Source organism: Lentzea terrae, from assembly GCF_003265345.1.
Lineage (GTDB): Bacteria > Actinomycetota > Actinomycetes > Mycobacteriales > Pseudonocardiaceae > Lentzea > Lentzea terrae.
The window spans coordinates 1-25,948 of the sequence record NZ_QFWW01000001.1; the positions used below are offsets into that span (position 1 = coordinate 1).

The 25,948-nt window shown below is 69.6% G+C and carries 16 protein-coding genes and 1 pseudogene; 7 read left to right on the plus strand and 10 right to left on the minus strand.

Annotated elements, in window-relative coordinates; all coding sequences use genetic code 11:
- The first annotated feature begins 71 nt into the window (after positions 1-71).
- On the plus strand, positions 72-1,367 hold the full coding sequence (locus DI276_RS00005; protein WP_112261166.1) for a jacalin-like lectin: 1,296 nt from the start codon (positions 72-74) through the stop codon (positions 1,365-1,367).
- A gap of 623 nt (positions 1,368-1,990) precedes the next feature.
- On the opposite strand, the gene DI276_RS00010 is transcribed toward DI276_RS00005, so the two are convergent.
- Positions 1,991-4,720, minus strand: a complete 2,730-nt coding sequence (locus DI276_RS00010) for a beta-L-arabinofuranosidase domain-containing protein (protein ID WP_112261167.1) — start codon at positions 4,718-4,720, stop codon at positions 1,991-1,993.
- A gap of 71 nt (positions 4,721-4,791) precedes the next feature.
- Here DI276_RS00010 and DI276_RS00015 point away from each other — a divergent pair, with 71 nt between their 5' ends.
- Positions 4,792-5,559 carry an IclR family transcriptional regulator gene (locus DI276_RS00015; protein ID WP_112261168.1) on the plus strand — a complete coding sequence of 256 codons (768 nt, stop codon included), beginning with the start codon at positions 4,792-4,794 and terminating at the stop codon, positions 5,557-5,559.
- A 4-nt stretch (positions 5,560-5,563) separates the two neighbouring features.
- Here DI276_RS00015 and DI276_RS00020 read toward each other — a convergent pair whose 3' ends face one another.
- From DI276_RS00020 to DI276_RS00045, 6 genes and pseudogenes are all read right to left on the minus strand, one after another.
- The gene (locus DI276_RS00020; protein WP_112261169.1) at positions 5,564-7,063 is read right to left on the minus strand and encodes a discoidin domain-containing protein; all 1,500 of its coding nucleotides are present in this window, start codon (positions 7,061-7,063) and stop codon (positions 5,564-5,566) included.
- A gap of 69 nt (positions 7,064-7,132) precedes the next feature.
- On the minus strand, positions 7,133-8,722 hold the full coding sequence (locus tag DI276_RS50675) for a glycosyl hydrolase family 95 catalytic domain-containing protein (RefSeq protein WP_332874606.1): 1,590 nt from the start codon (positions 8,720-8,722) through the stop codon (positions 7,133-7,135).
- 63 nt (positions 8,723-8,785) lie between these two features.
- A pseudogene (locus DI276_RS53215) lies at positions 8,786-9,265 on the minus strand (glycoside hydrolase family 95 protein); the annotation flags it as partial.
- On the minus strand, positions 9,262-11,220 hold the full coding sequence (locus DI276_RS00035; RefSeq protein WP_112261172.1) for a beta-galactosidase: 1,959 nt from the start codon (positions 11,218-11,220) through the stop codon (positions 9,262-9,264). The gene DI276_RS00035 and the pseudogene DI276_RS53215, both read right to left, overlap by 4 nt.
- A 30-nt stretch (positions 11,221-11,250) precedes the next feature.
- Positions 11,251-12,258 carry a LacI family DNA-binding transcriptional regulator gene (locus tag DI276_RS00040; protein WP_112261173.1) on the minus strand — a complete coding sequence of 336 codons (1,008 nt, stop codon included), beginning with the start codon at positions 12,256-12,258 and terminating at the stop codon, positions 11,251-11,253.
- Between the two features lie 82 nt (positions 12,259-12,340).
- On the minus strand, positions 12,341-15,151 hold the full coding sequence (locus DI276_RS00045) for a glycoside hydrolase family 3 C-terminal domain-containing protein (protein ID WP_198680371.1): 2,811 nt from the start codon (positions 15,149-15,151) through the stop codon (positions 12,341-12,343).
- Between the two features lie 241 nt (positions 15,152-15,392).
- Between DI276_RS00045 and DI276_RS00050 the strand changes: the two genes are divergently transcribed.
- Genes DI276_RS00050 through DI276_RS00060 form a run of 3 tightly spaced genes read left to right on the plus strand, consistent with a single transcriptional unit; the run spans position 15,393 to position 19,590 of the window.
- Positions 15,393-17,624 carry a rhamnogalacturonan lyase gene (locus DI276_RS00050; RefSeq protein WP_232836412.1) on the plus strand — a complete coding sequence of 744 codons (2,232 nt, stop codon included), beginning with the start codon at positions 15,393-15,395 and terminating at the stop codon, positions 17,622-17,624.
- Complete coding sequence (locus DI276_RS00055) at positions 17,621-18,613, plus strand: SGNH/GDSL hydrolase family protein (RefSeq protein WP_112261175.1); 993 nt, start codon at positions 17,621-17,623, stop codon at positions 18,611-18,613. The genes DI276_RS00050 and DI276_RS00055 overlap by 4 nt, the downstream gene beginning before the upstream one ends.
- Positions 18,614-18,624: 11 nt before the next feature.
- Positions 18,625-19,590 (plus strand): acetylxylan esterase, encoded by a 966-nt coding sequence (locus tag DI276_RS00060; protein ID WP_112261176.1) that lies wholly within the window; start codon positions 18,625-18,627, stop codon positions 19,588-19,590.
- On the opposite strand, the gene DI276_RS00065 is transcribed toward DI276_RS00060, so the two are convergent.
- A complete protein-coding gene (locus DI276_RS00065; protein WP_112261177.1) occupies positions 19,564-21,138 on the minus strand; it encodes a DHA2 family efflux MFS transporter permease subunit in 1,575 nt (524 codons plus the stop codon). The genes DI276_RS00060 and DI276_RS00065 overlap by 27 nt on opposite strands.
- Positions 21,139-21,255: 117 nt before the next feature.
- Between DI276_RS00065 and DI276_RS00070 the strand changes: the two genes are divergently transcribed.
- A complete protein-coding gene (locus DI276_RS00070; protein ID WP_112261178.1) occupies positions 21,256-21,837 on the plus strand; it encodes a helix-turn-helix domain-containing protein in 582 nt (193 codons plus the stop codon).
- A 97-nt stretch (positions 21,838-21,934) separates the two neighbouring features.
- The gene (locus tag DI276_RS00075; protein WP_112261179.1) at positions 21,935-22,801 is read left to right on the plus strand and encodes a class I SAM-dependent methyltransferase; all 867 of its coding nucleotides are present in this window, start codon (positions 21,935-21,937) and stop codon (positions 22,799-22,801) included.
- On the opposite strand, the gene DI276_RS00080 is transcribed toward DI276_RS00075, so the two are convergent.
- Both DI276_RS00080 and DI276_RS00085 read right to left on the minus strand, forming a co-directional pair.
- Entirely contained in the window at positions 22,798-23,952 is a 1,155-nt protein-coding gene (locus DI276_RS00080) for a right-handed parallel beta-helix repeat-containing protein (protein ID WP_232836336.1), read from the minus strand. The two genes, DI276_RS00075 and DI276_RS00080, sit on opposite strands and share 4 nt — an antisense overlap.
- A 206-nt stretch (positions 23,953-24,158) precedes the next feature.
- Entirely contained in the window at positions 24,159-25,916 is a 1,758-nt protein-coding gene (locus DI276_RS00085) for a rhamnogalacturonan lyase (RefSeq protein ID WP_112261686.1), read from the minus strand.
- Between the last annotated feature and the right edge of the window lie 32 nt (positions 25,917-25,948).

Below are 25,948 nucleotides of genomic sequence, written 5' to 3' on the forward strand. Positions count from 1 at the left end.
GAGCGCTCACAAGTCGTGGATCATCATGCCGCGTACCGCGTTGCGGACGCTCCAACCCTGCAAGGAGCAGCATGCGACGATCCACCCTGCTCGCCGTCCCGATCGCGTTGGCAACACTCGTCACGCCGGCCCACGCCGCACCCGGTGGCAGCTTCGAGGTGCTCACCTACAACGTGGCCGGCCTGCCAGAAGGCCTGTCGTCGGGCAACCCCGCCGTGAACACGCCGTTGATCAGCCCGCGGCTGGCGCCCTACACCGTCGTCAACGTCCAGGAGGACTTCAACTACCACGCGGCCCTGTACGCGGGCGACAACCACGCCCACCGCACGCCCACGAGCGGCGGTGTCCCGTTCGGCAGCGGCCTGAACACGCTGTCCCACCTGCCCTACAGCGATCTCGAGCGCACGAAGTGGTCGTCCTGCAACGGCACCGACTGCCTCACGCCCAAGGGCTTCTCGTACAAGCGGATCAAGCTCGCCGACGGCGTGCACGTCGACCTGTACAACCTGCACCCCAACGCCGGCACCGAAACCGCCGACCTCGCCGCACGCCGGGCGAACATCACCCAGCTGTCCCGTTTCATCGCGGCGAACTCCGCGGGCAACGCGGTCATCGTCATGGGAGACACCAACACCCGCTACACCCGCGCGGACGACAACATCCGCGAACTGGTCAGCACCAACGGCCTCACCGACGCGTGGGTGCAGCTCGAACGCGGCGGCCAACCACCAGCAGCCGGCGCCCCGGCCCTGGTGTGCGACCCGGCAGCGCTCACCGACTCGTGCGAGGTGGTCGACAAGATCCTCTACCGCGGCAACCGGCAGATCACGCTGACCGCCCGCGACTACCGCAACGACAACGCGGCCTTCGTGGACTCCGCCGGCAAACCCCTCTCCGACCACTACCCGATCGCCACGAAGTTCGACTGGACCGCCGACTCCAACATCCGCCTGAGCGCCGAACTCGGCGGCCCGCACGGCACCCCGTTCACCGACCTGGCGGCAGTCGACCTGGGCGCCGTGCGCACGCTCACCCTGCGCGGCGGCACCCGGCTCGACCAGGTGTCGCTCACCCTCGCCAACGGCACGACGTTCACCCACGGCGGCTCCGGCGGCACGGCAACCTCGCTCACGCTTGAGCCTGGCGAGTACCTCGTGTCCGCGAAACTGAGCCAGGGCCAGCGCGACGGCCGCACGCGGGTGTTCTCGGCCGCCTTCACGACCAACCGCGGGCGCACGCTCTCGGCGGGTCAGCCGACCGGGGAGACGCTCACCGCCACCGCACCCGCGGGGTGGCGCATCGCCGGGTTCACCGGCCGGTCGGGCAATGAGGTCGACCGGCTGGGTGCGATCTTCGTACCGGCCTAGGAGAGCGACCTGGTGGTGGCCGGGGTGCGCGCACTCCGACCACCACCGGTCGCTTCACCGGTGAGGTTGGTGGCGGCCGCACCAAGCATGTCCAGAGGGGTCATCCCCTGCCCGCTGCGATTGTCGGCCTGGCGGACGTCACGGTCCTATGGGGACTGGGCCGCGTTCACGACGTCCGCGCCCGGCCCGTTCTGAGGTGTCGGTACGCCGGCTGCAATCGTCGCCCGGCAACGCCAAGTTCCTCTTGGGGTTGGGCTGGGACCCTCGACGAGCTGGTCGGGATGCAACGGCCTGGCCCACAACCTCGACACCTGTCCAGGCCCAGCGGCCCAACCCGCAACCGCCACAGGCCGATCCCGACCCAGCGCCCCGGCCCGCCACCTCCCCAGGCCGATCTGAACCCACCGGCCCAGCCCGCCACCTCCACAAGCCGATCCCGACCCAGCGCCCCAGCCCGCCACCTCCCCAGGCCGATCCGAACCCACCGGCCCAGCCCGCCACCTCCACAAGCCGATCCCGACCCAGCGCCCCAGCCCGCCACCTCCCCAGACTGAGCCGAACCCACCGGCCCAGCCCGCCACCGCCACGGACCCAGCGACCTGCCCCCGGCGGGCTCGCTGCGCCTACCGGATCGGGGCGTTGCGGGCCGTGCGGATCACGCGGTCGTGGTCGGCGACGGACATCAGTCCCTCCCCCACCCACCGCCGCGCCACCGAGCTCACCCGGTCCACGAACACGCTCCTGGCCGAGAACGGCGCTGCCACCCACACCTCGTCGAGGAACGTCGACCCGTCCGCCCGCGCCGGGTTCGCCACTCCGGAGTCGACACCCGCGAACACGATCCTCGGCTCGGCCCGGCGGAAGTACGAGTGGAAGGCGTCCTCGGTGCCCTCGAAGAACGGCGCCAGCTCGAGCGAGCCGAGCCGGAAGTGCAGCGGACTGCCCGCGATCGGCTGGAGGTTGCCCGCCAGGTCGCCGGACAGCGCCGCGCGACCGAACAACCCGAGCTCCAAGAACTCGAGCCGGGCGTCGCGCGCCACCAGGTGGATCGGGCCGTACATCAACGTCTGCACGAGCGGCTGGTCCGGCGTGCGCTCCGCCCGCAGCGCGAAAGGCATGCGCACGCGCACAACGTCGCCGTCGCGCCATGAGCGGGACAACGTCACGTAGGTGCCGGGCAGGGCGTTCAGCCGCTGCCGCACGCCGTTGACCGTCACGGTGAACTCGCCCGCCCACGCGGGCACCCGCAGCAACAGGTCGAACCGGGCCCGGCCGGTGATCCGCAACGTCGTGCCCTGCTCGACCGGGAACGCGGTCGTCTGGGTGACGGTGACGCCCTTCCACCGAAGCACCGACGGGCTGTAGAGGTTCACGTAGAGCCGTGAGTCGTCGGCCGCGCGGAAGTACACCGAGTCCTGGTACTTGGTGGCGCTTTCCATGCCGGTGCCCTCGCAGCAGGTCGTGCCCTGCTTGGGCGTGAAGTCGCGAACGGCACCGGGCGTGAGGCCGATGAAGTACGTCATCAGCGGCAGTTCGGCGTCGGCGCGGTCCTGTTTGGACCCGAGGATCTGGTTGAACAAAGCGCGTTCGTAGTAGTCGAAGTACTTCGGCGACTGCTCGTGCAAGAACAGCTGCCGGCTGAGCTTCAACATGTTGTGCGCGCAGCAGGTCTCGGCCGTCGTGTCGCTCAGTGCGCCCGAGACGACGTTGCGGGCCCGCCAGAACTCGGCCGTGCTGGTGCCGCCGATGCTGAACATCCGCGGCGGCACGACCATGCCCCAGAAGTTCCGGGCCGCGAGCCAGTAGCGCTGCTCGCCGGTGGCTTCGTACAGCCGGAGCAGACCGGTGAAGATCGGGATGTGCTGGTTGGCGTGCAAGCCCTCCAGCACGTCGCGGTTCTCTGCGCAGGCCGTGATCAGCGAGTCGAGGTCGAACAGCTTCGCCAGTTCCAGGTGCTTGCCGGTGATCGTGTGCAGGTCGACGATCGCCTCGACGAGGCCGCCGTACTCGCCGCTCGAGAAGATGCCCCACATCCGCTGGCGCACCTCGGGGGACAGCTTGCTCAGGCGCGAGTACATCCAGTCGCACAGGCCGTCCGCGAGGTCCAGGGCTCGCGCGTCCTGGGTGTTGCGATAGGCGTCGACCAGGCCTTTCAAGATCTTGTGCGCGGTGTAGTACGGCGCCCACACGATGGTGTAGTCCGGGCGCGTCATCGTTTCCAGCGTGATGAACTGCGTTTCCGGGTACGCGGCCAGGAAGCCGGGATGGCTCGGGCCGCCCCAGGTGCGGCGCAGCGTCGCGGACCGACCGCGGCCTGACGAGTCGGCGAACGTCGAACCGGTCGTCTCGTCGAACGAGTAGGAGGCCAGGTCTCCCTTGAGCGGCTGGCTGATCTCGGTAGCGCTCAGTGCGCGCGAGAACAGGTTCACGTCGTCGAGCGCGCCCGCGAACACCGGGTCGCCGGCGAAGTGGGACCGGCCCAGCCAGTGGTGCGCCAGATCCCCCAAAGCGGCCGGGTTCAGCGTCATCGCGGTGTTGGCGCCCACCTGCACGCCGTTCACGTAGAGCGTGCCGGTGGTGCCCGCGATCGTCACCGCGACGTGGCTCCACTCGTTCAGCGGCAACGGTGCGGTGCCGTTGATGCCCTGCTCCCCGCCGGGACCGTTCGTGGTGATGGCGAACCGCGGCACGCCACCCCCGTTGCGAGCGGCGAGGTAGAGGTAGCGCGTGTTGTCGTTGCCGAAGTCGAAGATCCGCGCCCACTGGGTGCTGTGCGACGGCCGGACCCACGCTGTGAACGTGAACATCTCGGGCAGCGGAGCAGCCGGCAGATCGACGAACTGGTACGAGCCGCGCACCTGTTCCACCGCACGGCCGGACTTCCCTGGCACGCTCAGCACCTGGGGATCACGGCGCAACGCGTCCCGGCACGACGTGAGCGCGCCCACCATCGTGCGGATCTTCTCCAGGTGGACGGCGTCGCCGGTGCTGCCGTACGCCTGGGCCAACATCGACAGGAAGTGCCCGGTGTAGTGGCCGCGCAGGTTGCCGTTGGCCTCGCCGTCCAGGCCTTCCCAGCCGCCAGGAGCGATGGCGCCCAACGTGTCCAGGCCCGCGTTGGCGCGGAACACCTGGAGCAACCGGTTGACGTCGTAACCTCGGGCATAGGCCAGGACGAGGTCGCGCTTCTTGGAGAACAGGCCGTCGGTGAGCGCCACCTCGGACAGTTCGAACGGACGCAGGCCCGTCGGCACAAGAGCGTTCGCGGGCGAGGCTCCGGCGGTCACACCGACCAAGGGCACCGCCGCGGCCAACGAAGTCGCTTTGAGGAAATCCCGCCGTGCGAACCCCATGCGCCTGCCCCTCGCGTCGAATTGTGAGCGCTAACATAGAACTGCGGCGGCAATTCCAGCAAGATGTCGGGATGACCGCGTCGAAGCGAGGACACCCCACGGGGCCCACGGGTCCGGTGATCGGCCGGGCGCTCCGCCTCCTCGACGCCTTCGACGCCCAGCGCCGCGAGCTGACCCTGAGCGAGCTCGCCCGGCGCGCCGACCTGCCGCTGTCGACCGCGCACCGGCTGCTGAACGAGTTCTGCGCGTGGGGTGCCGTCGAACGCAACGAGGCAGGGCTGTACCGGGTCGGCCTGCGGTTGTGGGAGCTCGGCTCGCTCGCGCCGCGCGGTCCGGGGCTGCGCGAGACCGCACTGCCGTTCCTGGAGGACCTTTCCCAGATCACCAGGGAGAACGTGCAGCTCGCCGTCCGCGAGGGCACCGAGGTCGTCTTCGTCGAACGGATCGCCGGCTCCGGCGCGGTGCCGGTGCTCACCAGGGTCGGCGGCCGGTTCGCGCTCACCGCCACCGGAGTGGGCCTGGTCCTGCTCGCGCACGCCCCTGCCGAGGTGCAGGAGGAGGTGCTGAGCAGCCCGATCGACCGCTACACCGCGAAGACCGTCACCGATCCCGTTGAGCTGCGCCGAATGCTCGCCGACACGAGGTCGAACGGCTTCTCGATCAGCGACCAGCAGGTCACGATGGACGCCCTGTCCGTAGGGGCGCCCATTCGCGACCGGCAGGGCGCGGTCGTTGCCGCAGTGTCGCTTGTGGTGCGACACGGCAGCACCACGCCACACGCACTGGCACGGCTCGTGCGCACCAGCGCTCAGGCGATTTCCCGCGCCCTCTCGACCTGAGTCCTCAGTGCTCCAGCAGCGAAACGCTGGTGCGGTAACCGGAATCGCCCACGTACGGCACGCGACGGCCGATGCCGACGGTCACCGTGACGTCCTTGCCGGCGATGTCACCGGTCGGGAAGTACCGGCTGGGGATCAACCCGCCAGGGCACCAGCTGCGCGGGTTGCTGGTGGTGTTGTTGCGGAAGATCCCCGGGTTGCCGTCCGGGCTGTACTGCTCCAGGCTCGCGCAGTCCACCGCGGTGGAGAACGACCCGACCTGAGTGCCGTTCACCGACACGGTCACCGTGGTGTTCGAGTACTCCTCGCCGCCCGCCGCCGAGCCGTAGCCGGCGATCACCAGCGCGATGTCGCCGCGGTTGCCGGTCGCGGTGTGCGCGACCGGGCCGGCGGTGATCCGGTTGGTGGTCTCGCGAACGCCGGAGATCATTCCGGCGACGTCGTGGTCGCGCGCGGTCAGCGTGACGGTGGAGATCAGCGACATCGAGTACTTGAAGCCGATCGCCCGGAACTCCGGGGTGACCTCGGGATGCGACTCGCACGCGTCACCGCGGTACGGGTTGGAGCCACCGCCGATGCCGAGGTAGACGTCCTTGTTCGGATCGGCCAGCGCGCCGGCGTACGGACCGAGGTCGGCGTCCGGGAACGTGTAGTTCGCCTTGGCGCCGCGCCAGTAGTTGCTGAACGGCGTGATGAAGTCCTGCAGCGTCACCCGAGGCGTGGTCGCGGTCGGCGTGGTGCCCTTCGGCACGGAGACGTAGAACACCGTGCCGATCCGGTCGTAGTTGTCGCACTGCGCGTTGTAACTCACCCGCACCCGCAGGTCGTCGCCGATCAACGCTTTCTCCGCGTCGGTCAGCTTTCTGGCGAACTCGGTGCCGCGGTTCCACATCAGCACGCCGGCGGGCGGGGTGTAGCCGGCCGGGTCGCCGCTGGTGTAGATGCCGAACTGGGGGATGTGGTCGAACACCGAGATGGTGCCACCGCCGGGAGTGCCGCTGCTGGTGCCGTACACCTCGAACTCGTAGATCCTCGCGGCCTGGTCGGTGCTCTGAGTCGGTGTGGTGACGAGAAGTTTGGCGTAACGGGCGCTGGTCGCCGTGATCGGGTGCGTGGTCGAGTTCGCCGTGTTGTCGGTGACGTTCACCGGAGTGGTCCACGTGCTGCCGTCAGTGGACAGCTGGATCGCGAACGCCTTCGTGTTGTACACAGCGGACTCGCCGCCGGCACCCGCGTGCTGCACCGTGAAGCTCGTGATCGACGCGGGCACGCCGAGGTCGACCTGCAGGTATTTGGTGCCGGCCGTCGAACACCACTTGTCGCTGTTGCCACCGGCGACGCTGCCGTTGACGGCCTTCTCCGGACCTTCGGCGCTCGCGCACGCCGCCGAGCCCGTGGCAGGTCTGTTCAGCGCCAGGTTGGTGGCGGCCGCCACCGGTGGGCTGGCGAGCGTGAGCGCTATCAACGACGTGATCGCAGGGATCGCCTTCAGCTGAACCGTCATGCGAGCTGATGCTGCCGATCTGTTCGCAGTCCGGGCTAGGCCCGTTCGTCCCCTTGAGTCCGTTAGATGTTAACGCTCACTTCGGGTGAGCCGGCCGTCGAGCATCAACGCGACGTCAGGCTGCACCGTCACCTCGACCGTCCGGTCCTGGTACCGCAGCGCAACGGTCTTCGAGGCACCACGCAACGCCACCGCGCGCAACGAGCCGTCGTCCCACCACAGGTCGACCTCGACGCCACCACGTGCCCGCAGCCCGCGCACCACACCCGTCGGCCACGCCGACGGCAACGCGGGCAGCAGCCGCAGCTCACCGGTGTGGCTTTGCAGCAACATTTCCGCGATCGCGGCGGTAGCACCGAAGTTGCCGTCGATCTGGAACGGCGGGTGCGCGCACAGCAGGTTGGGGTACGTCGCGTCCGTCAGCAGCATCGACAGCAGCGCGTGCGCACGGTCGCCGTCACCGAGTCGCGCCCACAACGCCACTTTCCAGGCCAGCGACCAGCCCGTGCCCGCGTCTCCCCTGGCGACCAGCGCACGTTCGGCCGCCTCCGCGAGGTCCGGGGTGCGCAAGCGGTCGATCTGCCGGCCGGGGTACAGGCCGAACAGGTGGGACAGGTGCCGGTGGCCGGGTTCCGCGTCGGGCACGTCGTCCGCCCACTCCAGCAGCTGCCCGTGCGAGCCGATCGGAGCCGCAGGCAGTTCGACCCGCCGGACCGCGTCCACCACGTCGTCGCGGAACCCCAGAACATCCGCTGCCACAACGACGTTGGCGAACAGGTCCGAGGTCAAGGCGAGGTCCATCGTGGATCCGACGCCGACCGCGACCGGTGTTCCGTCGACCAGGTAGTGGTTCTCGGGCGACGTCGACGGCGCTGTCGTGCACACCCCATCGCGCGAAACCAGCCAGTGCAGGCAGAACTCTGCCGCGCCGCGCAGCACGGGCCACGCGTGGTCGCGCAACCAGTCGACGTCACCGGTGAACTCGTAGTGCTCCCAGAGGTGCTGACACAGCCAGGCGGCCGCCATCGGCCAGTTCGCCCACGCGGGATCCCCGTCGCCCTCCCCCACCGGTGTGCTGAGGCACCACGGGTCGCTGTTGTGGTGCGCCACCCACCCCGACGCGCCGTAGAGCGCTTTCGCGGTCACCGCACCGGATCCGGCCAGCCGAGCGACGAACTCCAGCAGCGGCTCGTGGCACTCGGTCAGCGCGCAGACCTCGGCGGGCCAGTAGTTCATCTGCAGGTTGATGTTGAGCGTGTAGTTGCCGCGCCACGGCGGATCCGTGTGCGGGTTCCAGATGCCCTGGAGGTTGGCGGGCAGCGTGCCCGGCCGGGAGCTGGTGATCAGCAGGTAGCGGCCGTACTGGAACAGCAGCGCGGCCAGCGGCCGGTCCGGCTGGGCGAGCCGTTCGCCGGTCGGCAGGTCCGGCGCCGGTCCCAGCTGCAGGCTCACCCGGTCGAACAGCGTCTGGTGGGCCTGAACGGCCTCGTCGCGAAACGTCGCCCAGCCCAGTTCGCGTGCGCGTTCCACCTGTGCGAGCGCCAGGCGGGAGCATTCGACGGGATCCTCCACCGGCGCGGCGCCAGGCCCGCGGTAACCGGCCTCCGTCGCCACGTAGACCGTGTCACCGTCCACTGCGACGACTGCGGCCCAAGCCATGCCGTCCGGTATCCGGCCGCGCACCCCCACGATCCGGCCGGACGAGGTGAAGTGCTCGCCGGGCAGCGCACCACGCAGCAGCAGACCGACCTGAGCTCCGGTCACGCGCAACGCCAGGACGTGCAGACCCGCGTGGCACACGGCCTCCCGCCGCACCTCCACCGAACCCGTCCGGTACGAGACCGAGTACACGCCCGTGCGCAGATCCAGCTCGCGCCGATAGGACTCCACCTCAGCGGGACCACCGACGAGCATGACGTTGGCGAGCGGCTGGTACTTCGCGGTGTCCGGGCCTTGCACTCGCCGCAACACCTCTTCCGCCGCACGAGGCGCACCGGCCAGCACGTGCGCACGGGCCTGCTGCACCAGGTCGGGATCACCGGACGGCGGCGGCAGCGGCGAACCCGTCCACAACCGGTCGTCGTTGAGCTGCACCAGTTACGTGTCGACGCCGCCGAAGCACATCGCACCGAGCCGCCCGGTGCCCAGCGGCAGCGCCTCCTCCCACACGTCGGCGGGAGCCGTGAACCAGAGCCGCGTCACCTGAGCACCCGCACGCCGTAGCGCGGCAGTTCGGTGACACCGCTGACCTTCTCGCCGCTGAGCAGGTCGACCCGGACGCCGTCCACGACGACCTTCGCGGGCTCCGGCCGGTGGTTGAGCACGAACAGCAGGTCGCCGCGCCGCACCACCTCCACCCCTTCCGGTTGTGGCGCCGAGGTCACGCCTGCTCGAGACGTGACGTGTGCGAGCAGCGACCGCATCGCGGCCGGCTCCGGCCTGGTCGCCACGTACCACGCCGTGCCCGCGCCGAACCTGTTGCGCAGCATCACCGGTGCACCGGCGAGTTCGCCGCCGGCGACGGCAGCGACCACCTCGGCGGTCGTGGTCTCCAGGTCGTCGGCCCAGAAGTCGGCGGTGAACTCGCCGAGCAGCTCCGACGCACACGTCAGCGAGCCGTGCTGCGGCAGGAACTCGTCGATCCGCAACCCCAGCACGTCGGTCAGCAACGCCGGATAACCGCCCACCCGGACGTGGTCGTGCTCGTCCACGACCCCGGAGAAGAAGCCCAGCACGAACGTGCCACCTTCGTCCACATAGGACGTGATGCGGTCGGCGTCGCAGGCGGTGAGCAGGTAGAGGTTCGGCGCGACCACGACGGGGTACTTCGACAGGTCGTCGCACGGCCGCACGAAGTCGGCCACGATCCCCAGCCGCCACAACGGTTCGTAGAAGTCGCGCAACCGCGCCAGCAGGTCGATCTCGGCCGGCAGGTGCGCGCCGCTGACCGCCCACCAGTTGTCCCAGTCCAGCAGGATCGCGACCTGGGAGGGCACCGGAGCGCCCACCACGTCCGAGATCTCCACCAGATCACGGCCGAGCGCGGCGACCTCGCGGAAGACCCGGCTGTGCGGGCCGCGGTGCGGCACCATGCCGGAGTGGAACTTCTCCGCGCCCGCACGGGAAGCCCGCCACTGGAAGAAGCACACCGCGTCGGAGCCGCGCGCGACAGCCTGCAGCGACTGCGTTCTCAAGTGCCCCGGTGGACGGCGAACGCGGTGCGAACCACTGGCGGACTGCTCCATCAGGAACCAAGGTTCGCGCCCGGCAAGCCCGCGCATCAGGTCGTAGCTCATGGCTGTCCCGATGTGGGCGGCCGGGTCCGTCAGGTCGGGATACCAGTCGTGGGACACGAAATCCTGCTCCGCCGCCGCCTGCCAGTAGTCGAGCGGGGCGAACAACCCCATGAAGTTCGACGTCACCGGCACGAACGGCGTGGTGTTGTGCAGGATCTCGCGCTCGGCCCGCAGGCACTGCAGCAACGTCTCGGAGCAGAACCGCTTGAAGTCGAGCACCTGGGTGGGGTTGCGCAGGTACGGAGCCGCGCGCGGCGGCAGGATCTCCGCCCACTCCCCGTAGTGCTGGCTCCAGAACGCCGTCGCCCACGCCTCGTTCAACGCGCTGAGCGTCTCGTACTTCTCGCACAGCCAACGGCGGAAGTGCTGCGCGGTGCCGTCGCAGTAGCAGACTTCGCAGTACTCGTTGTTGATGTGCCACAACCTCAACGCCGGGTGCTCGGCATAGCGGCGGGCCAGCGCCGTGACGATGGCCCGCGCGTACTGGCGGTAGACCGGCGACGAGGGACAGAAGTGGTTGCGGGAGCCGTGCGACATCCGCACGCCGTCCGCCGTCACCATCAGCGTGTCCGGATGGCGCAGGCTCATCCACGGTGGCGGCGAGGCCGTCGGCGTCGCGAGGCTCACACCGATCTCGTTCTCGTGCAGGAGGTCCAGCACGCGGTCGAGCCAGCCGAAGTCGAACACGCCGGGCGACGGTTCGAGCCTGCCCCAGGAGAACACGCCGACGGTGACGAGGTTGACGCCGGCCTCCCGCATCAGCCCGACGTCCTCGTGCCACACCGCCTCCGGCCACTGCTCCGGGTTGTAGTCACCTCCGTACACCAGGCGGCCGCGCGTGACGTCGGACAGCTTGCGCATGTGTGATCCCAAGTGTCTGTGCAGGAGAGGTCAGGCCCGGCGCAGACGCGGAGCGGTGCTCGCACGGCCGGACAGCTTCGGCGGCAACAGGGTCAACGCTGCCGTCGGATGCCCGTTCAGCCGAGCGACGAGCAGTTCCATCGCCTGCCGCCCGAGTTCCTCGGCCGGCAGCTGCACCGAGGTCAGCTGCATCTGCTCCGCGAGCTCGTCCGGGCAGATCGCGACCACCGCCACGTCGTCGGGCACCCTGCGCCCCAAGGAGCGCAGGCTGCCCGCCACCCAGCCGAGCGCAGCCTCGTTGTGCACGACGAGCGCGGTCATCGCCGGTTGGGTGCGCAGCAACGAGCGCACCGACACCAGCACCGACTCGTAGTCGTCCTCGGCCGGCAGTGCCGTCGACGCGATGCCGCGCCGCATGGCAGCCGCGCCGAACCCGGCCATCGTGCGCTGCGCGTAGCCGGTGTTGCGCTGGTACACGACGCTCGGGGCGCCGAGGAACCCGATGTAGCGGTGGCCGAGGTCGGCCAGGTGGTCGACGCACCGCGCACCCGCCGCCTCGAAGTCGAGGTCCACACAGGTCAGTCCCTTGACCGCAGCGGGGCGTCCGATCAGGACGGACGGCTGGGTCATCTGCCGCAGCAGTGGCACGCGGTCGTCGTCCAGCTCCACGTCCATCACGAGGAAACCGTCGACCTGCGCGCTGCCCGCCACCCGGCGCAGGCCCTGTGCGCCCTGGTCCGCCGTCACCAGCAGCACGTCCATGTCGTGTCTGCGCGCCGTCGTGACCGCCGCCGTCACGAACCGCATCAGCACGGGCAGGTGCACGCCGGGCCGCAGCGGCAGCACCAGCGCCACCACGTTCGCCCTGCTCGTCGCCAGCGCCCTGGCTCCGGCGTGCGGGTGGTAGCCCAGCAGCCGGATGCTCTCCCTGACCTTGGTGCGGGTCTGCGGCGAGATCGACCGCTTGCCCGTGAGCACGTACGAGACGGTGCTCGGCGCTACGCCGGCATGCCTCGCCACATCCGCGATGGTGACCACGTCGGCACCTCCGGTTGTTGAAGCGTTTCGACAACGTTACGGGCGGCTCGCGTCGTTCGTTCACCGCCGATGGTGTGAGCGCTCACATTGACGATTGACAGCTCAGTTCGAATCCCGCCAGCCGGACTCCAGGACCGCTGAACACGGCGACGAAGTCGTGCACACCCGGATCCCAGCTCGCCGGCACGCAGACGTCGTGCCACGCGTACCGGCCGGTGTCCTCCGGCGCGGTGAACGTGCACATCAGGCGCCCATGGCGGTCGCCGAGTCGCAGTTCGACCGTCCCGCCGCGACCAGCCAGCCGGGCGGTGCAGTGCGTCGCCTTCTCGTCGATCCGCACGTCGCCGAGCGCGATCCAGCCGCCCGCCGCGGTGCTCTCGACGACGGTGCCGCGCTCCCTGGTCTCGTCCACGAGGGTGACTCCCTCGTAGTCGTCGAAGCGTTCCGCGCGGAGCTGCCGGCCGCGCACTCCGATGCCCTCGCCGATCACCAGCACCTCGGTTCGCTCCTGGCCGACCCACAGGTCGTGCACGGACGTTTCGACCACGCGCCGATCCCCGACGACGTCCCAATGCCAGAAGTCCCAGCCCTGCAAGGAGAACCGGACGGTCTGCCGCTCCCCCGGCGCGAGCTGCACCCGTTCGAACGCGAGCAACCGGCGCACCGGCTGCACGACGCGCGACTCCCGCTGCCTGCCGTAGAGCTGCACCACCTCGGCGCCCGGCCGGTCACCGGAGTTCGTGATCTCGATCGAGACGTCGAACTGCTCGTGCTGCCGCACCGAGCCCGTCGACACGATGAGCGGGCCGCGGGAGAACGTCGTGTAGCTGAGCCCGTGCCCGAACTCGTAGAGCGGATCGCCCTCGTAGTAGAGGTAGGTGCTGCGCGCCTTGATGATGTCGTAGTCGAACAGGTCGGGCAGCTGTTCGACGCCGCGGTACCAGGTCTGGGTGAGCTTGCCGGACGGCGTGACCTCGCCGAAGACGACCTCGGCCAGGGCCCGTCCGAACTCCTGGCCGCCGTGCGCCGCCCACAGGATCGCGGGCACGTGCTCGTCCTCCCACCTCAGCGCGTACGGGTAGCTGCTGACCACGACCAGCACAGTGCGCGGGTTGACCTGCCGGACGGCGCGGACCAGCTCCGCCTGCCGCGGTGGCAGGTCGAGACCGGCGCGGTCCTCGGTCTCCCGGCCGTTGATGTGCGGGTCGTTGCCCACGAAGACGATCGCGGCCTCGGCCGCCGCGGCCTGCGCAACGGCCTGGGCCAGCCCGGAACGGTCGACCTCCAGCTGCCACCGCGCAGCCTCGTTCCGCTCGGTGACGAACGCGATGCCGTCCCCGCGCACCGCCACGTACTGGCCGAGCACCTTGTTGCGCAACAGGCACGCGCCGGTGGGACCCTGCACGAGCTCGAACAGTTCGCGAACGTGCCATCCGCCCGGCATCGTCCGGTCGGTGACGAGCACGCCCTCCGGCATCGCGGCCAGGTACCTGCCGGTGGCGACGCTGCGCAGGGTGACCACGCCCTCGCCCCATTCGAACAGGTCGAACGCGCTGGCGTCGCTCCAGTGGTCCGCCACGCCGACCACGCCCTCCTCCGGCACCACAGCGAGGAAACGGCCGTCCTCGGTGCTCAGGGAGATCCGGTCGACGCCCTCGGCGAACGTCGTCCCGCCGCGGTGCAGCGCCTTGAGCCCGTCCAGCGGGGTGATCGAGTACGGCAGGGTGCCGCAGTACCAGTCCTCGAACAGCACGTCCGCGTGCGTGCCGATGACAGCGAGCTTCCGGTGCTGATCGAGCGGCAAGAGGCCGTCGTTCTTGAGCAGCACGATCGACTGCCGGGCGGCCTCCAGCGCGAGCTCGCGGTGTTCCGGTGCGTCGATCACCTCCTCGGTGATCGACGCGTACGGGTTCAGCTCCGGCGGGTCGAACTCGCCGAGCCGCATCCGCAGCGTGAGCAGGCGCCGGACCGCGCGGTCCACGTGCTCCTCGGTGATCAGCCCGCGAGCCAGCGCCTCGGTCATGTTCGTGATCGTGGTCGTGGGGTCCGCGTCGTGGTCGGTGCAGCTGTCGACGCCTGCCCGCAGCAGTGCGGCGTGCCCGGCGACGTGGTCCTCGTGGTACCGCTGCACACCGGCCACGTTGGACGGTGCCCAGGCGTCGCTGACGACCGTGATCTCGTTCTTCGTCCAGCCGCGCAGGTCGTCCTCGAGGTGCGGCGTCAGGTGCGCGGGCCGGCCGTTGACGAGGTTGTACGACGGCATGACGGCCACGGCGGCGCCGGCCGCGATCGGGCCGCGGAAGCACGGGAACTCGTACTCGTGCAGCACGCGGGCCCGCATCGCCGACGAGGTCGTGCACCGGTCGGTCTCGTTGTTGTAGCCCAGGAAGTGCTTCAACGTCGGCGCGGTCCTGAGGTACACCGGGTGATCACCGCGCAGCCCGGTCGCGTACGCCGTACCCAGCACGGAGGTGAGCAGCGGATCTTCGGAGTAGCCCTCCTCGTTGCGCCCCCAGCGCGGGTCCCGCAGCGGGTTCACCACCGGCGCCCACACGTTGAGGCCGGACGCCTCCGGATCCTTGTGGTGGAAGCCGCGTGCCTCGGTACCGGTGACCTCGCCGACCGCCCTGACCAGGTCCGGGTTCCACGAGCTGGCCAGGCCTACCGCCTGCGGGAACACCGTCGCGCGGCCCAGCCAGGCGACCCCGTGCAACGCCTCGGTGCCGGTGCGGAACGCCTCGACGCCGAGCCTCGGGACCGCGGACTGGCACGCGTGCAGCAACGCGATCTTCTCGGCGGTGGTCAGCCGTCCGAGCAGGTCGGCAACCCGCTGGTGCACCGGCAGGTCGTGATTCTGGAACGGTGGTTCCCCGTCGGGGATCTCGATGCTCAAGGCACGCCCTTCTTGCTCATCGAGGTGAATCGAATCGCTTCGACCGGACTTCGTGAACGTGGCACGGCTCACAACGGACGTCAAGACGGCGTGATGGCCGTTCGACTTGTTCGACACTTTTTCTGTCGAACGGCGCGCTCGATTCGACAGTTCGACTGGAAAACGCTTTCCACATTGTGCCGCAACGCATTCTGGCTCTTGCGCCTCGATGCCGGAACGGTTCATCGTTGCCGCCGTGGATATGCGACGCGTGCTCCCGGTGGTGGTCACAGTTGTGCTGGCCGGGCAGTTGCCCGCCTCCGCGCACTCGTCCCCCGGTGATCACCGCGGCCTCGTCGCCGCCACCACGCCCGGCGGCGTGCACCTGAGCTGGCGCCTGCTCGGCCGGGAAGCCACCGGCGCCACCGCCACCGGTCTCTCCGGGCCTGCTTTCGCGGTCTACCGCAACGGAAAGCGCATCGCGACCGTCACCGACACGACCACCTTCGTCGACACCGATGCGAAACCTGGTGCGCGGTACCAGGTTTCCCCGGTGCGGCACGGCGTTCCACTCGGCCGGAGCAAGGCCGTGACGGCGTGGGCGAACTCGTACCACGACCTGCCGCTGCGCAAGCCCGCGGACGGCGTGACCCCGGCCGGCGAGCGCTACACCTACTCCGCCAACGATGTCAGCGTCGGTGACGTGGACGGCGACGGCCAGTACGAATACGTCGTCAAGTGGGATCCCAGCAACTCCAAGGACGTCTCGCAGATCGGCTACACCGGACCGGTCTACCTCGACACGTACCGCCTCGACGGCACGTTCCTGCACCGCATCGACCTCGGTGTGAACATCCGGGCGGGTGCGCACTACACCCAGTTCCTCGTCTACGACTTCGACGGGGACGGCCGCGCCGAGCTGATGACGAAGACCGCGCCGGGCACGCGGGACGGCCGCGGCCGGCACATCACGATGCCGCGCGAGGACGTTCGTGCGGGTTACTCGCATTCCGACGACTACCGGCTCAGCCCGGAGGGTTACCGCACCCACCTCATCGGCGTGTTCCGCGGCTGGGACAAGCATCCCGAGGTGGTCTCCGGCCGGTGGCCCGCAACGCTGGAGCAGGCGTTCGGCCTCGAACCGCGCTACGCCTACCCGTTGTCCACAGAGGACGCCACCGCGCTGGTCGATCACTTCATCGACGTCTACGCGCCGTCCCGCAGCGCCAACAACAAGCTGCGCCAGTTCGCGGGCTTCATCGTCGACGGTCCTGAATACCTGACCGTGTTCGACGGCGCCACGGGACGCGAGCTGCAGACCGTGCGCTACGAACCCGGACGCACCGACGACGGCCTGATGTGGGGCGATTACGCGATGCCCCGCATCGAACCGGGCAACCGCGTCGACCGGTTCCTCTCCGGAGTCGCTTATCTGGACGGCAAACGACCGTCCGCGATCTTCGCCCGCGGCTACTACACCCGGTCCACCGTCGCCACCTACGACTGGGACGGCCGGCGGTTGAAGAAGCGCTGGCTCGCCGACAGCGGCTGGGTGCCGATGACCAACCCGTTCCGCGACACCCCGCACCTGCGCGACGGCACGAACCCGAGCCACGCCGAGCTCACCACGCAGGGCTCGCATTCGTTGAGCGTCGCCGACGTGGACGGCGACGGCAAGCAAGAGATCATCTACGGCGGCGCGACGCTCGACGACAACGGCGCGCTGCTCTACAGCTCGACCGGCGTGCTGCCACCGGGCAGCGTGGACCCCGGAGTCGCGGTTCGGGTCGGGCACGGTGACGCCCTGCACGTCACCGACATCGACCCGAACCGCCCCGGCCTCGAGATCTACATGGTCCACGAAGGCGCCCGCTACGCCCCGTACGGCTACACCCTGCGCGACGCCCGCACCGGCGCGACGATCTACGGCGCGTACTCCGGCATGGACACCGGCCGCGGCATGATCGGCGACGTCCGCCCGGACGTGCCCGGCCTCGAAACGTGGTCGTCCATGCCGAGCGGCTCGGACTCCAGCGGTCTGTGGAGCGCGGACGGCCGGCGGCTGGAAACCCGTTCTCCCGGCACGAACATGAGCATCCGCTGGGCCGGCGACCTCACCACGCAGATCGTGAACGGCGCCCAGGACGTCACCCCGACCATCGACGACTGGCGGCGCGGCACGGTGCTGACGGCGTCCGGAACCCGCGCCAACAACGGCACCAAGGGAAATCCGTCGCTGGTGGCCGACGTGTTCGGCGACTGGCGCGAGGAACTGGTCATGCGCACCCAGGACAGCACCGCGTTGCGCTTCTACCTGAGCACCGAACCCACGAACCACAAGATGTACACGCTCATGCACGACCGCCAGTACCGCGTCGAGGTCGCCCGCCAGCAGACCACCTACAACCAGCCGTCGTACCCGAGCTTCCACCTCGGCTCCGACATCGACTGGTCGCGCGTTCCCCTGCCCTCCCACCGGAAGGACGCACCGTGAAACTCCTGGTCGCGGCAACGGTCCTGGTCAGCAGCGTCGTCATCACGCCGGCCGCGTCCGCCAGCTCGCCCACCGACTCGAACGTCAAGTACTTCGGCCGGTGGAACACGAGCTCGTCGAGCGCCTACGTCTCCGAGTGGGCCGGCGCCTACCTCGTCGTCGGCTTCACCGGTCGCACGGTGAAGCTCAAGCAGCGTCGCGCGATCGACTTCTTCGTCAGCATCGACGGCGGCCCGGACGTGTCGTACAAGAACGTGAGCGGCACGGTGAACCTCACCCCGACGCCGTTGGCTGCGGGCAACCACACCCTGCGCGTGTCGTACCGCCCGATCGCCGGTTCGTACAAGGGCGACGCGGTGTACCAGGGCATCGAACTGGACAGCGGTGCACGCACGTTCGCGCCCACCGTCCCGTCGAAACTCATCGAGTTCGTCGGCGACTCCATCACCGTGGGCCAGCAGTCGTCGAAGCAGGCCCTCACCGCCTACGGCTGGCTCACCGGCGAGAAGCTCAAGACCGCCCACACCCAGATCGCGGTCGGCGGCGCGTGCCTGCACCCCGCCGCCGACGGCTGCCTGAGCATGCGTGAGGGCTTCCTGCGCACCGGCCTGGCCCTGAACGCCCCCGCGTGGAACTTCGGCCGCTACCGGGCCAACGCCGTCGTGATCAACCTCGGCACCAACGACGTCGGACACAGCGTCACCAAGGACCAGTTCCGCTCCTCCTACGTCACGCTGCTGCGCCGCGCGCGGGAGAAGTACCCGACGGCCGCGATCTTCGCGCTGGGCACGTTCCGCAAGCGGTACCTGCCCGAAACGCAGGCTGCCGTGCAGACGATCGTTGACGGCGGCGACCGCAACGTGTACTTCGTGAACACCGAGGGCTGGATCACCGAGGCCACCGACACGACGGACAACGTGCACCCCAACGACCAGGGCCACCGCAAGATCGCCGACCGCCTGGCCCCGATCGTCGCCGCGAGGATTTAAGAGGAGACCGCGTGCCCGAAGTCGACATGCCGGCGGAAGAGCTGCTCCGGCACCGCGTCACCACCCCGGAACCGGCCGACCTCGACGCCTGGTGGGCCACCCAGCTGGCCAAGACGGCGGCCGACGCGGCCCCCGCCGTGCTGACGCCGCACGAGCCCGAGCTCTACCGGCCGTTGTCGGTGTACGACGTGGAGTTCTCCGGCGCGCACGGCCATCGCGTTCGCGGCTGGTACCTGCGCCCGCCCGGCGACGGCCCGCACCCGACCGTCGTCACGTACATCGGCTACGGCGGCGGACGTGGCCTGCCCGCCCACCACACGTTGCTGCCGAGCCTCGGCTTCGCGACGTTCGTGATGGACAGCCGCGGGCAGGGCGGCCGGTGGTCGATCGGCGCCACCGCCGACGCCGGTGCGGGCACGGGTCCCGAGCACCCCGGCGTGATGACCAGGGGCATCGCCAGCCCGGACGACTACTACTTCACCCGGCTCTACCTCGACGCGGCACGGGCGGTGGACGTCGTGGCGGAACTGCCCGGCGCCGACCCCGAGCGCATCGCCGTCACCGGCGGCAGCCAGGGCGGCGCGCTCGCCCTGGCCGCCGCGGCGCTGAGGCCGGACCGCGTGCGGGTGTGCCACTCGGACGTGCCGTTCCTGTGCGACCTGCACCGGGCGATCAGGATCGGCGGCACCCCGCCGTACACCGAGATCAGCGACTTCCTGGCGCAGCACGACGCGCTCGTGCCGGCCGCGCTGGAAACGTTGCGGTACGTGGACTGTGCGCTGCTGGCGCGCAGGATCACCGCGCACACGCTGTTCAGCGTCGGGCTGATGGACGAGACGTGCCCACCGTCCACTGTGTACGCGGCGTACCACGAGGTCCGCGCACCCAAGCAGATCACGGTGTCGCCGTTCGGCAAGCACACCACGCCCACCAGCCACGTCGAGACTCAGCTACGGCACCTGCGCGAGCACCTCTGATCGTTCACCGGTGGCGGAGCGCACTCGGTTCTTCGGGCCTCGCACGGCGACGTAAACGGACAACACCACCATGACGGCCGCTCCCACCCACATGGCCTGCTGCCATCCATCCACAAAGGACTCACGGGCGGCCTGGACGATCTGCGTCGCGTGCGAGCCGGTGCTGCCGGCGACCTCGACGGCGTTGGCCACGCCTTCCCTGGCGACGTCCGCCGCCTCCTGGGGGACACCGGAGAGCTTGCCGTCGATCGAGCCGCGGTAGCCGGCGGACAGGAGCGCGCCCAGCAGGGCGACCCCCAGGGCGGTGCCGAACTCGCGGGTGATGTCGTTGAGCGCTGAGCCGACACCCTGCTTGTCTCGCGGCAACGAGCCGGTGACGGCCTCGGTGGACGGCGTCATCGACAGACCCATGCCGAGGCCCATGGCGACCAACCCCGGCAGGATCGACAGGTAGCCGCCCTCGACCGAGACGAACAGCCCCATGAACACCAGTCCCATACCGGCCAGCGCGACGCCGATGGTCGTGGTCGCGCGGGAGCCGAGGCGCTCGGCCGGCTTCGCCGCGAGGCCGGAGGACAGCATCATCGAGATCGCCATGGGCATCAGGGCCGCCGTCGACACCAATCCCGACCACCCGAGCACGGCCTGGAAGAACGGGAACAGCACCACGCCGATGCCCGCCTGGACGCCGAAGACCACGAGCAACGTGAGCGAACCGCCGGCCAGTCCGCGGTCCCGGAACAGGCGCACGTCCAGCAGGGAGGCGTCGCGGCGGCGCGACTCCCAGACCACGAAGCCGATTCCTGCGACGATGCCGACGGCGAGGCTGATCACCGTCTCGGGCGCGGTCCAGCCGCGTTCGGGTCCTTCCTGCAGCACGAAGATGAGGCCGACGACGGCGACGCTGGAGAGCAGCGCGCCGACGGTGTCGAAGGGATGGGCCGAGCGCTCGCGGGAGTTGGGCACCGACTTCACCGTCGTCACGAGCGCCACGACGGTCAGCGCGGCCGGGAGCGCGAACAGCCAGCGCCAGGCAGCGATGTCGACCAGGACCGCGGACAGGAACATGCCCAGGACGCCGCCGCCTCCCGCGACGGCCGTCCACACGCCGATGGCTTTGCCGCGCCGTTCCTCGGGGAATGTGGAGGTGATGACGGCCAGGGTGATCGGCATGATCATCGCGGCGCCGGCACCGCTGAGCAGGCGGGCCGCGATCATGACCTCGGCGGTCGGGGACAGTGCCGCCACCACGTTCGCGATGCCGAACAACGTGAGCCCGGCGGTCAGCACGGGCTTGCGGCCCAGGCGGTCACCGATCGCGCCGAGCGGCAGCAGCAGCGCGGCCAGGGTCAGGGCGTAGATGTTGATGATCCAGAGAACCGTGCCCAGCGACGCCCCGAACTCGACGGCCATGTGAGTCTGCGCGACGTTGAGGCCCGAGACCGAGGCGACGACGGCCATCAACGAGATGGACACGGAGATGAGGATGGTCCGCAGCTGACGTGCGTCCGGGGTGGCAGCCCCCTGTACGGGCTGGTTGGTGCTCATCGGTTCCTCTCAGCAGGCATGGGAGATCACGGCGCCGGACGGTGGTCGGACGCCGGAAGTGATCGGGGTGTGCCTGATGCTAAGCAGGATTTGCGATGGGGGCATACCATCTTGCCTATGACGCAAGAAGAAGGCGCGCTGGACAGCCTCGTGCGCAAACGGATCCGGGCCCTGCGGGTCGCCCAGGGCCTGTCCCTGGAGGAACTGGCCAAGCGCGTCCACCTCGGACAGTCCTCGCTGAGCCGCATCGAGAACGGCCAGCGCCGCCTGGCCCTGGACCAGCTCGTCGCACTGGCCCGCGCCTTGGACACCACCCTCGACCAGCTGGTCGAGAACGCGGCGGATGATGTTGTCATCAGTCCGATGAACCACGGCGCCAACGGCCTGAGCTGGCCGATGAAGGGCGACCCGGCCATGAGCGTCATGCGCCGGCGGTTCACCGAGCCGCCGCCGGACAATCCCGCCAAGATGCGCGCCCATCCCGGCAGGGAGTGGCTCGTCGTGCTGTCCGGCACTGCGACGCTGTTGCTCGGCGAGCGCCGCTTCCGCGTCGAGACCAATCGTGCCGCCGAGTTCCCGACCATGATGCCGCACGCCATCGGCGCGGAAGGTCGCCCGTGCGAGGTCCTGTTCGTCTTCGACCGGGACGCCCGCCGCGGACATCGCGAGAACGGCGACTCCGAGGACAACGGCTCGTAACGCCACCACTTGCGTACACGGCATCGCGCAAACCCACTTCCTTGCGCATCACGCAAGGAAGCATGCGAAACCGGCATATCACTTCTACCGTGGCAGCATGACCTACGCGAACGCCCGGCACCAGGGCCACCATCACCACGACGCGGACAGCGCGCAGGCGGAGATCCTCGAGCTGGACGCGGAAGTCCTCGCCGAGCACACCGCCGACATCATCAGGTGGTTGCCCCTGCACGGCGACCCGCGCCAGGTCGTCGACCTCGCCGCGGGCACCGGAACGGGCACGTTCGCCCTGCTCGACCAGTTCCCAGAGGCACAGGTCACCGCCGTGGACACCTCGCCCGGCCACCTGCGGCGGCTCAGCGAGAAGGCGTGCGCCCGCGGGGTGGACGGGCACGTGCGCACGGTGCTCGCCAACCTCGACGACGCCACCTGGCCCGACCTCGGTGCCCCGGACCTCGTGTGGGCCTCGGGCTCCATGCACCACATGGCTGATCCCGGCCACGCCCTGCGCTCCGTGCACGACCTGCTCGCGCCCGGCGGCCTGTTCGTCGTGGTCGAGATGGCGGGCCTGCCCCGCTTCCTGCCCAGCACCGCACCTGCCGACCGGCCGGGCTTGGAAGACCGCGTCCACGCCGTGAGCGACCGGCTCCACGCTCAGCACCTCCCCCACCGCGGCGCCGACTGGGGACCGATGCTCACGGCGGCCGGGTTCGTGGTGGAGGGCGAGCTCATCGTCGACGTGGACATCGAGGGGACCGGCAACGCCGCGATCGGCCAGTACGCCCTCGGTGTGCTGCAACGCGTTCGCGGCGCGGTCGCAGCCGAGCTCGACACCGGGGACCTCGCCGCGCTCGACCGGCTGCTCGACATCGACAGCCCGCACAGCCTGCTGCGGCGTGACGACCTCGCGGTCCGCACCAAGCGTTCCGTCTGGGCCGCCCGCCGCACCGGCTCAGGACACTAGAGCACGACCGCCTTGCCGCCGAGCGTCACGCGCAGCTTGCCGTCCGAGGCGAACGACCAGCCGAGCGCTCCGGTGAAGGCCGAGCAACGAGACCCATTCGCGCCCGCCCAGAACTGGTTCGAGCTGTCCACGTTGCCGACGGTCTTGTCGTTGGTGCCACTGCTGCTGCGGCACGAAGTGTTGGAGCGAAACACCGTGCTGCCCGCGTCGAACGTGAAGTTGCGCTGGTCGTTGTCGATGCTGAGGTTGTTCGACACCGTCATGGCGCCGGGGTTGCGGTTGTAGGTGAAGCCGTGCTTGCCGTTGTCGAACGCGATGGTGCGCCGGACGACGTGCGGCACGGCGATGTCCTCGCCGCCGAGCTTGAAGCCGTTCCGGTCGCCGTTGCCGGCCTGGCCGCCGTTGCTCAGCGTGCCGTTCTTGTACGCCAACGAGTCCTCGATGGTCACCGTGCCGATCGGGCCGGTGTCGGTCTTGGTGTAGAGGTCCCATCCGTCGTCGATGTTGTTGTGCGCCACGGCGTACCGGAAGACGTTGCCGGAGCCGACGGTCAGCTTCGCAGCGAACCCGTCGGCGTCCTCGCCGTCGGAGTCGCGGTTGTCGTGCGACTCGGCGCTCAGCACCAGGTTGTTGGCCGGCCACTGGGCTTTGGGCGTGCTGGACGCGATCCGGGACAGCTGCAGGCCGGTGTCGCGGTTGAAGCGGGTGATCGTGCGTTCGAGGATGTTGTTGCTACCGCCCACGAAGATGCCGTTGTCACCGGCCCGTTCCACGACAAGACCGTAGACGTGCCAGTACGAGCCGTTCACGGCCAGGCCGCGGTTGGCCGGGTCCTCGGTCTGTGCCGAGAAGTTCAGCACCGGCTTCTCGGACTGGTAGGCGGTCAGCTTCTTGCGGGCACTCACCGTGCCGTTGTTGGTCGGCGGGATCGTCACGGTCGTCGCGAGGCTGTACGTGCCGCCGCGCAGGTAGATCACCCCACCCGCGGAGATCCGGCTGATCGCCGAGGTCAGCGTGGTCGGGTCGGAGATCGTGCCGGTCGCGCCGGCACGGCCGGAAGGCGACACGTACAGCACGCTTTCGGCTGCGGACGCGGGTAACGGCAACGCCAGGACGGCGGCCAGCGCCGCGCCAATGTACGCCAATTTCACGATGGTTCTCCCTGGGTGTGAATTGCAGGGTTTTCGGGAGCGCTCTCAGGCAAGCTAACCCACCCGCTTTCCAGCCCGCAATAAATCGCCCGAAGATTCACAAGCGTGAAAGCCACGCAATTCACAAACATAAAACGCGGAGAAAAAGGCGGGCATGCCGAACTCGCGGACCGGCGATCGGGTCCGCGAGTTCGCTGTTCAGGAGGTCAGGGCGAGCCGAAGCTCGGGTGCGGTGGCTGGTTGTAGGCGGTGTTCTGCCAGGCGACGGCCTCCCGGTACTGCCGGTCCTCCATCAGCGAGGGCCGCCGGATCGACGTCGGTTCGGTGGTCGAGTAGATGCGCAGCGCCCGGTTGTCCGAGGTGCGCCAGATGACCTCCTCGCGCCAGTCGCCGAGGATGTCCGCCTGCAACGCCGGCGTGGACTTGGTGCCGTTGTTGGAGGCCACGCCCGAGCCGGTGAGCAGCCGCGTGTCACCGTTGGGGCCGTACTTGTCGATCGTGGTGCCGTTCAGGAGCTCGCGCTGGGCGTCGCCGTCCCACCAGATCACGAAGTTGATCGAGCCGGGCTTGCGCGCGGCGACCTGGGCGCCCGTGGTGGCCGACCGCAGACCGCCGACCGAGGCCGACCACGCCTCCGCACCGGGGTTGCCGGACCAGACGTCCGCGGCGACGCCACGGCCGTTGTCGCAACCGCACGACGGCGCGCTCCACAGGATCTGACCCGTGCGCGCGTCGCCCATCCAGTGCGTGACCTCGTTGGTCCACTCCGACGGCTTGAAGATCTCGAGGCCCGGCCTGGACGGGATGAAGTCGCCGACGTGCAACGCATCGCCGTGGTGCGTGCTGTTCTGCCACAGGCCGCGGCCGTTGTCGTCGATCGTCATCGAGCCGTAGATGATCTCGTCGCGGCCGTCCATGTCCACGTCGGCCACCGACAGCTGGTGGTTGCCCTTGCCCTCCCAGGCCGACCGGTTCGACTGGGTCGCCGAGTCGAACGTCCAGCGCCGGGTGAGCTGGCCGCCCCGGAAGTCCCAGGCGGAGATCACGCTCCGGGTGTAGTAGCCGCGCGCCATGATGATGCTCGGCCGCGCACCGTCCACATAGGCCGTTCCGGCGAGGAACCGGTCGACCCGGTTGCCGTAGCTGTCGCCCCAAGACGACACGGTTCCGCGTGGTGGCACGTAGTTCTCGGTGTCGAGCACCGCGCCGTCCGTGCCGCGGAACACCGAGAGGAACTCGGGCCCGGTCAGGATGTATCCGTCGCCGTTGCGGTGGTCGGCGTTCGCGTTGCCGATCACCTGGCCGGTGCCCGACCGCGTGCCGTCCGCGGTCTTCACGGCGATCTCGGCCCGGCCGTCACCGTCGTAGTCGAAGACCTGGAACTGGGTGTAGTGCGCGCCCGCCCGGATGTTGCGGCCGAGGTCGATGCGCCACAACCGGGTGCCGTTCAACCGGTACGCGTCCAGGTGCACGTTGCCGGTGCGGCCCGCCTGCGCGTTGTCCTTGGCATCAGCGGGATCCCACTTGAGCACGATCTCGTACTCGCCGTCGCCGTCGAGGTCGCCGACCGACGCGTCGTTCGCCACGTAGCCGGAACCCGGGCTCTGGATCGGGACGTCCCTGCTCGTCGCCAGGGTGCCGACGGAACGCGTGGCCGCCGCCGATTCCACGCCTCCGTTCACCTGACGCACCGAGTAGGACGCCGTCGCGGGCGCGCCCGCGTCGAGGTAGCTCGTCGCCGTCGTCACCGGCGCGCGGTTGACCTTCACCCCGTCGCGGTAGACGTTGAACGCCACGTCCGCGGCGTCGGAGCCGAGCAGCCGCCACGACACGAAGTTGCCGTCGCCGTGGACCGACCGGATGCTGATGAGCCCGCGAGCAGCCGCTGGTTCTTCAGCGAGCGCGGGCACACCGCCCGCGACGAGAACCGCCGCGAGCAGTGCCGACATCATTGTCCGCCTCATCGCGATCACCCTCCGGGAAATCGAAACGTTTC

Excerpts from the sequence above, each read along its gene's own strand:
- DI276_RS00085 (WP_112261686.1), bottom strand. The coding sequence starts at position 25,916 with ATGAGGCGGACAATGATGTCGGCACTGCTCGCGGCGGTTCTCGTCGCG.
- DI276_RS00020 (WP_112261169.1), bottom strand. The coding sequence starts at position 7,063 with ATGACGGTTCAGCTGAAGGCGATCCCTGCGATCACGTCGTTGATAGCG.
- DI276_RS00010 (WP_112261167.1), bottom strand. The coding sequence starts at position 4,720 with ATGGGGTTCGCACGGCGGGATTTCCTCAAAGCGACTTCGTTGGCCGCG.
- DI276_RS00005 (WP_112261166.1), top strand. The coding sequence starts at position 72 with ATGCGACGATCCACCCTGCTCGCCGTCCCGATCGCGTTGGCAACACTC.
- DI276_RS00050 (WP_232836412.1), top strand. The coding sequence starts at position 15,393 with ATGCGACGCGTGCTCCCGGTGGTGGTCACAGTTGTGCTGGCCGGGCAG.
- DI276_RS50675 (WP_332874606.1), bottom strand. The coding sequence starts at position 8,722 with ATGGCTTGGGCCGCAGTCGTCGCAGTGGACGGTGACACGGTCTACGTG.
- DI276_RS00075 (WP_112261179.1), top strand. The coding sequence starts at position 21,935 with ATGACCTACGCGAACGCCCGGCACCAGGGCCACCATCACCACGACGCG.
- DI276_RS00035 (WP_112261172.1), bottom strand. The coding sequence starts at position 11,220 with ATGCGCAAGCTGTCCGACGTCACGCGCGGCCGCCTGGTGTACGGAGGT.
- DI276_RS00065 (WP_112261177.1), bottom strand. The coding sequence starts at position 21,138 with ATGAGCACCAACCAGCCCGTACAGGGGGCTGCCACCCCGGACGCACGT.
- DI276_RS00070 (WP_112261178.1), top strand. The coding sequence starts at position 21,256 with ATGACGCAAGAAGAAGGCGCGCTGGACAGCCTCGTGCGCAAACGGATC.
- DI276_RS00015 (WP_112261168.1), top strand. The coding sequence starts at position 4,792 with ATGACCGCGTCGAAGCGAGGACACCCCACGGGGCCCACGGGTCCGGTG.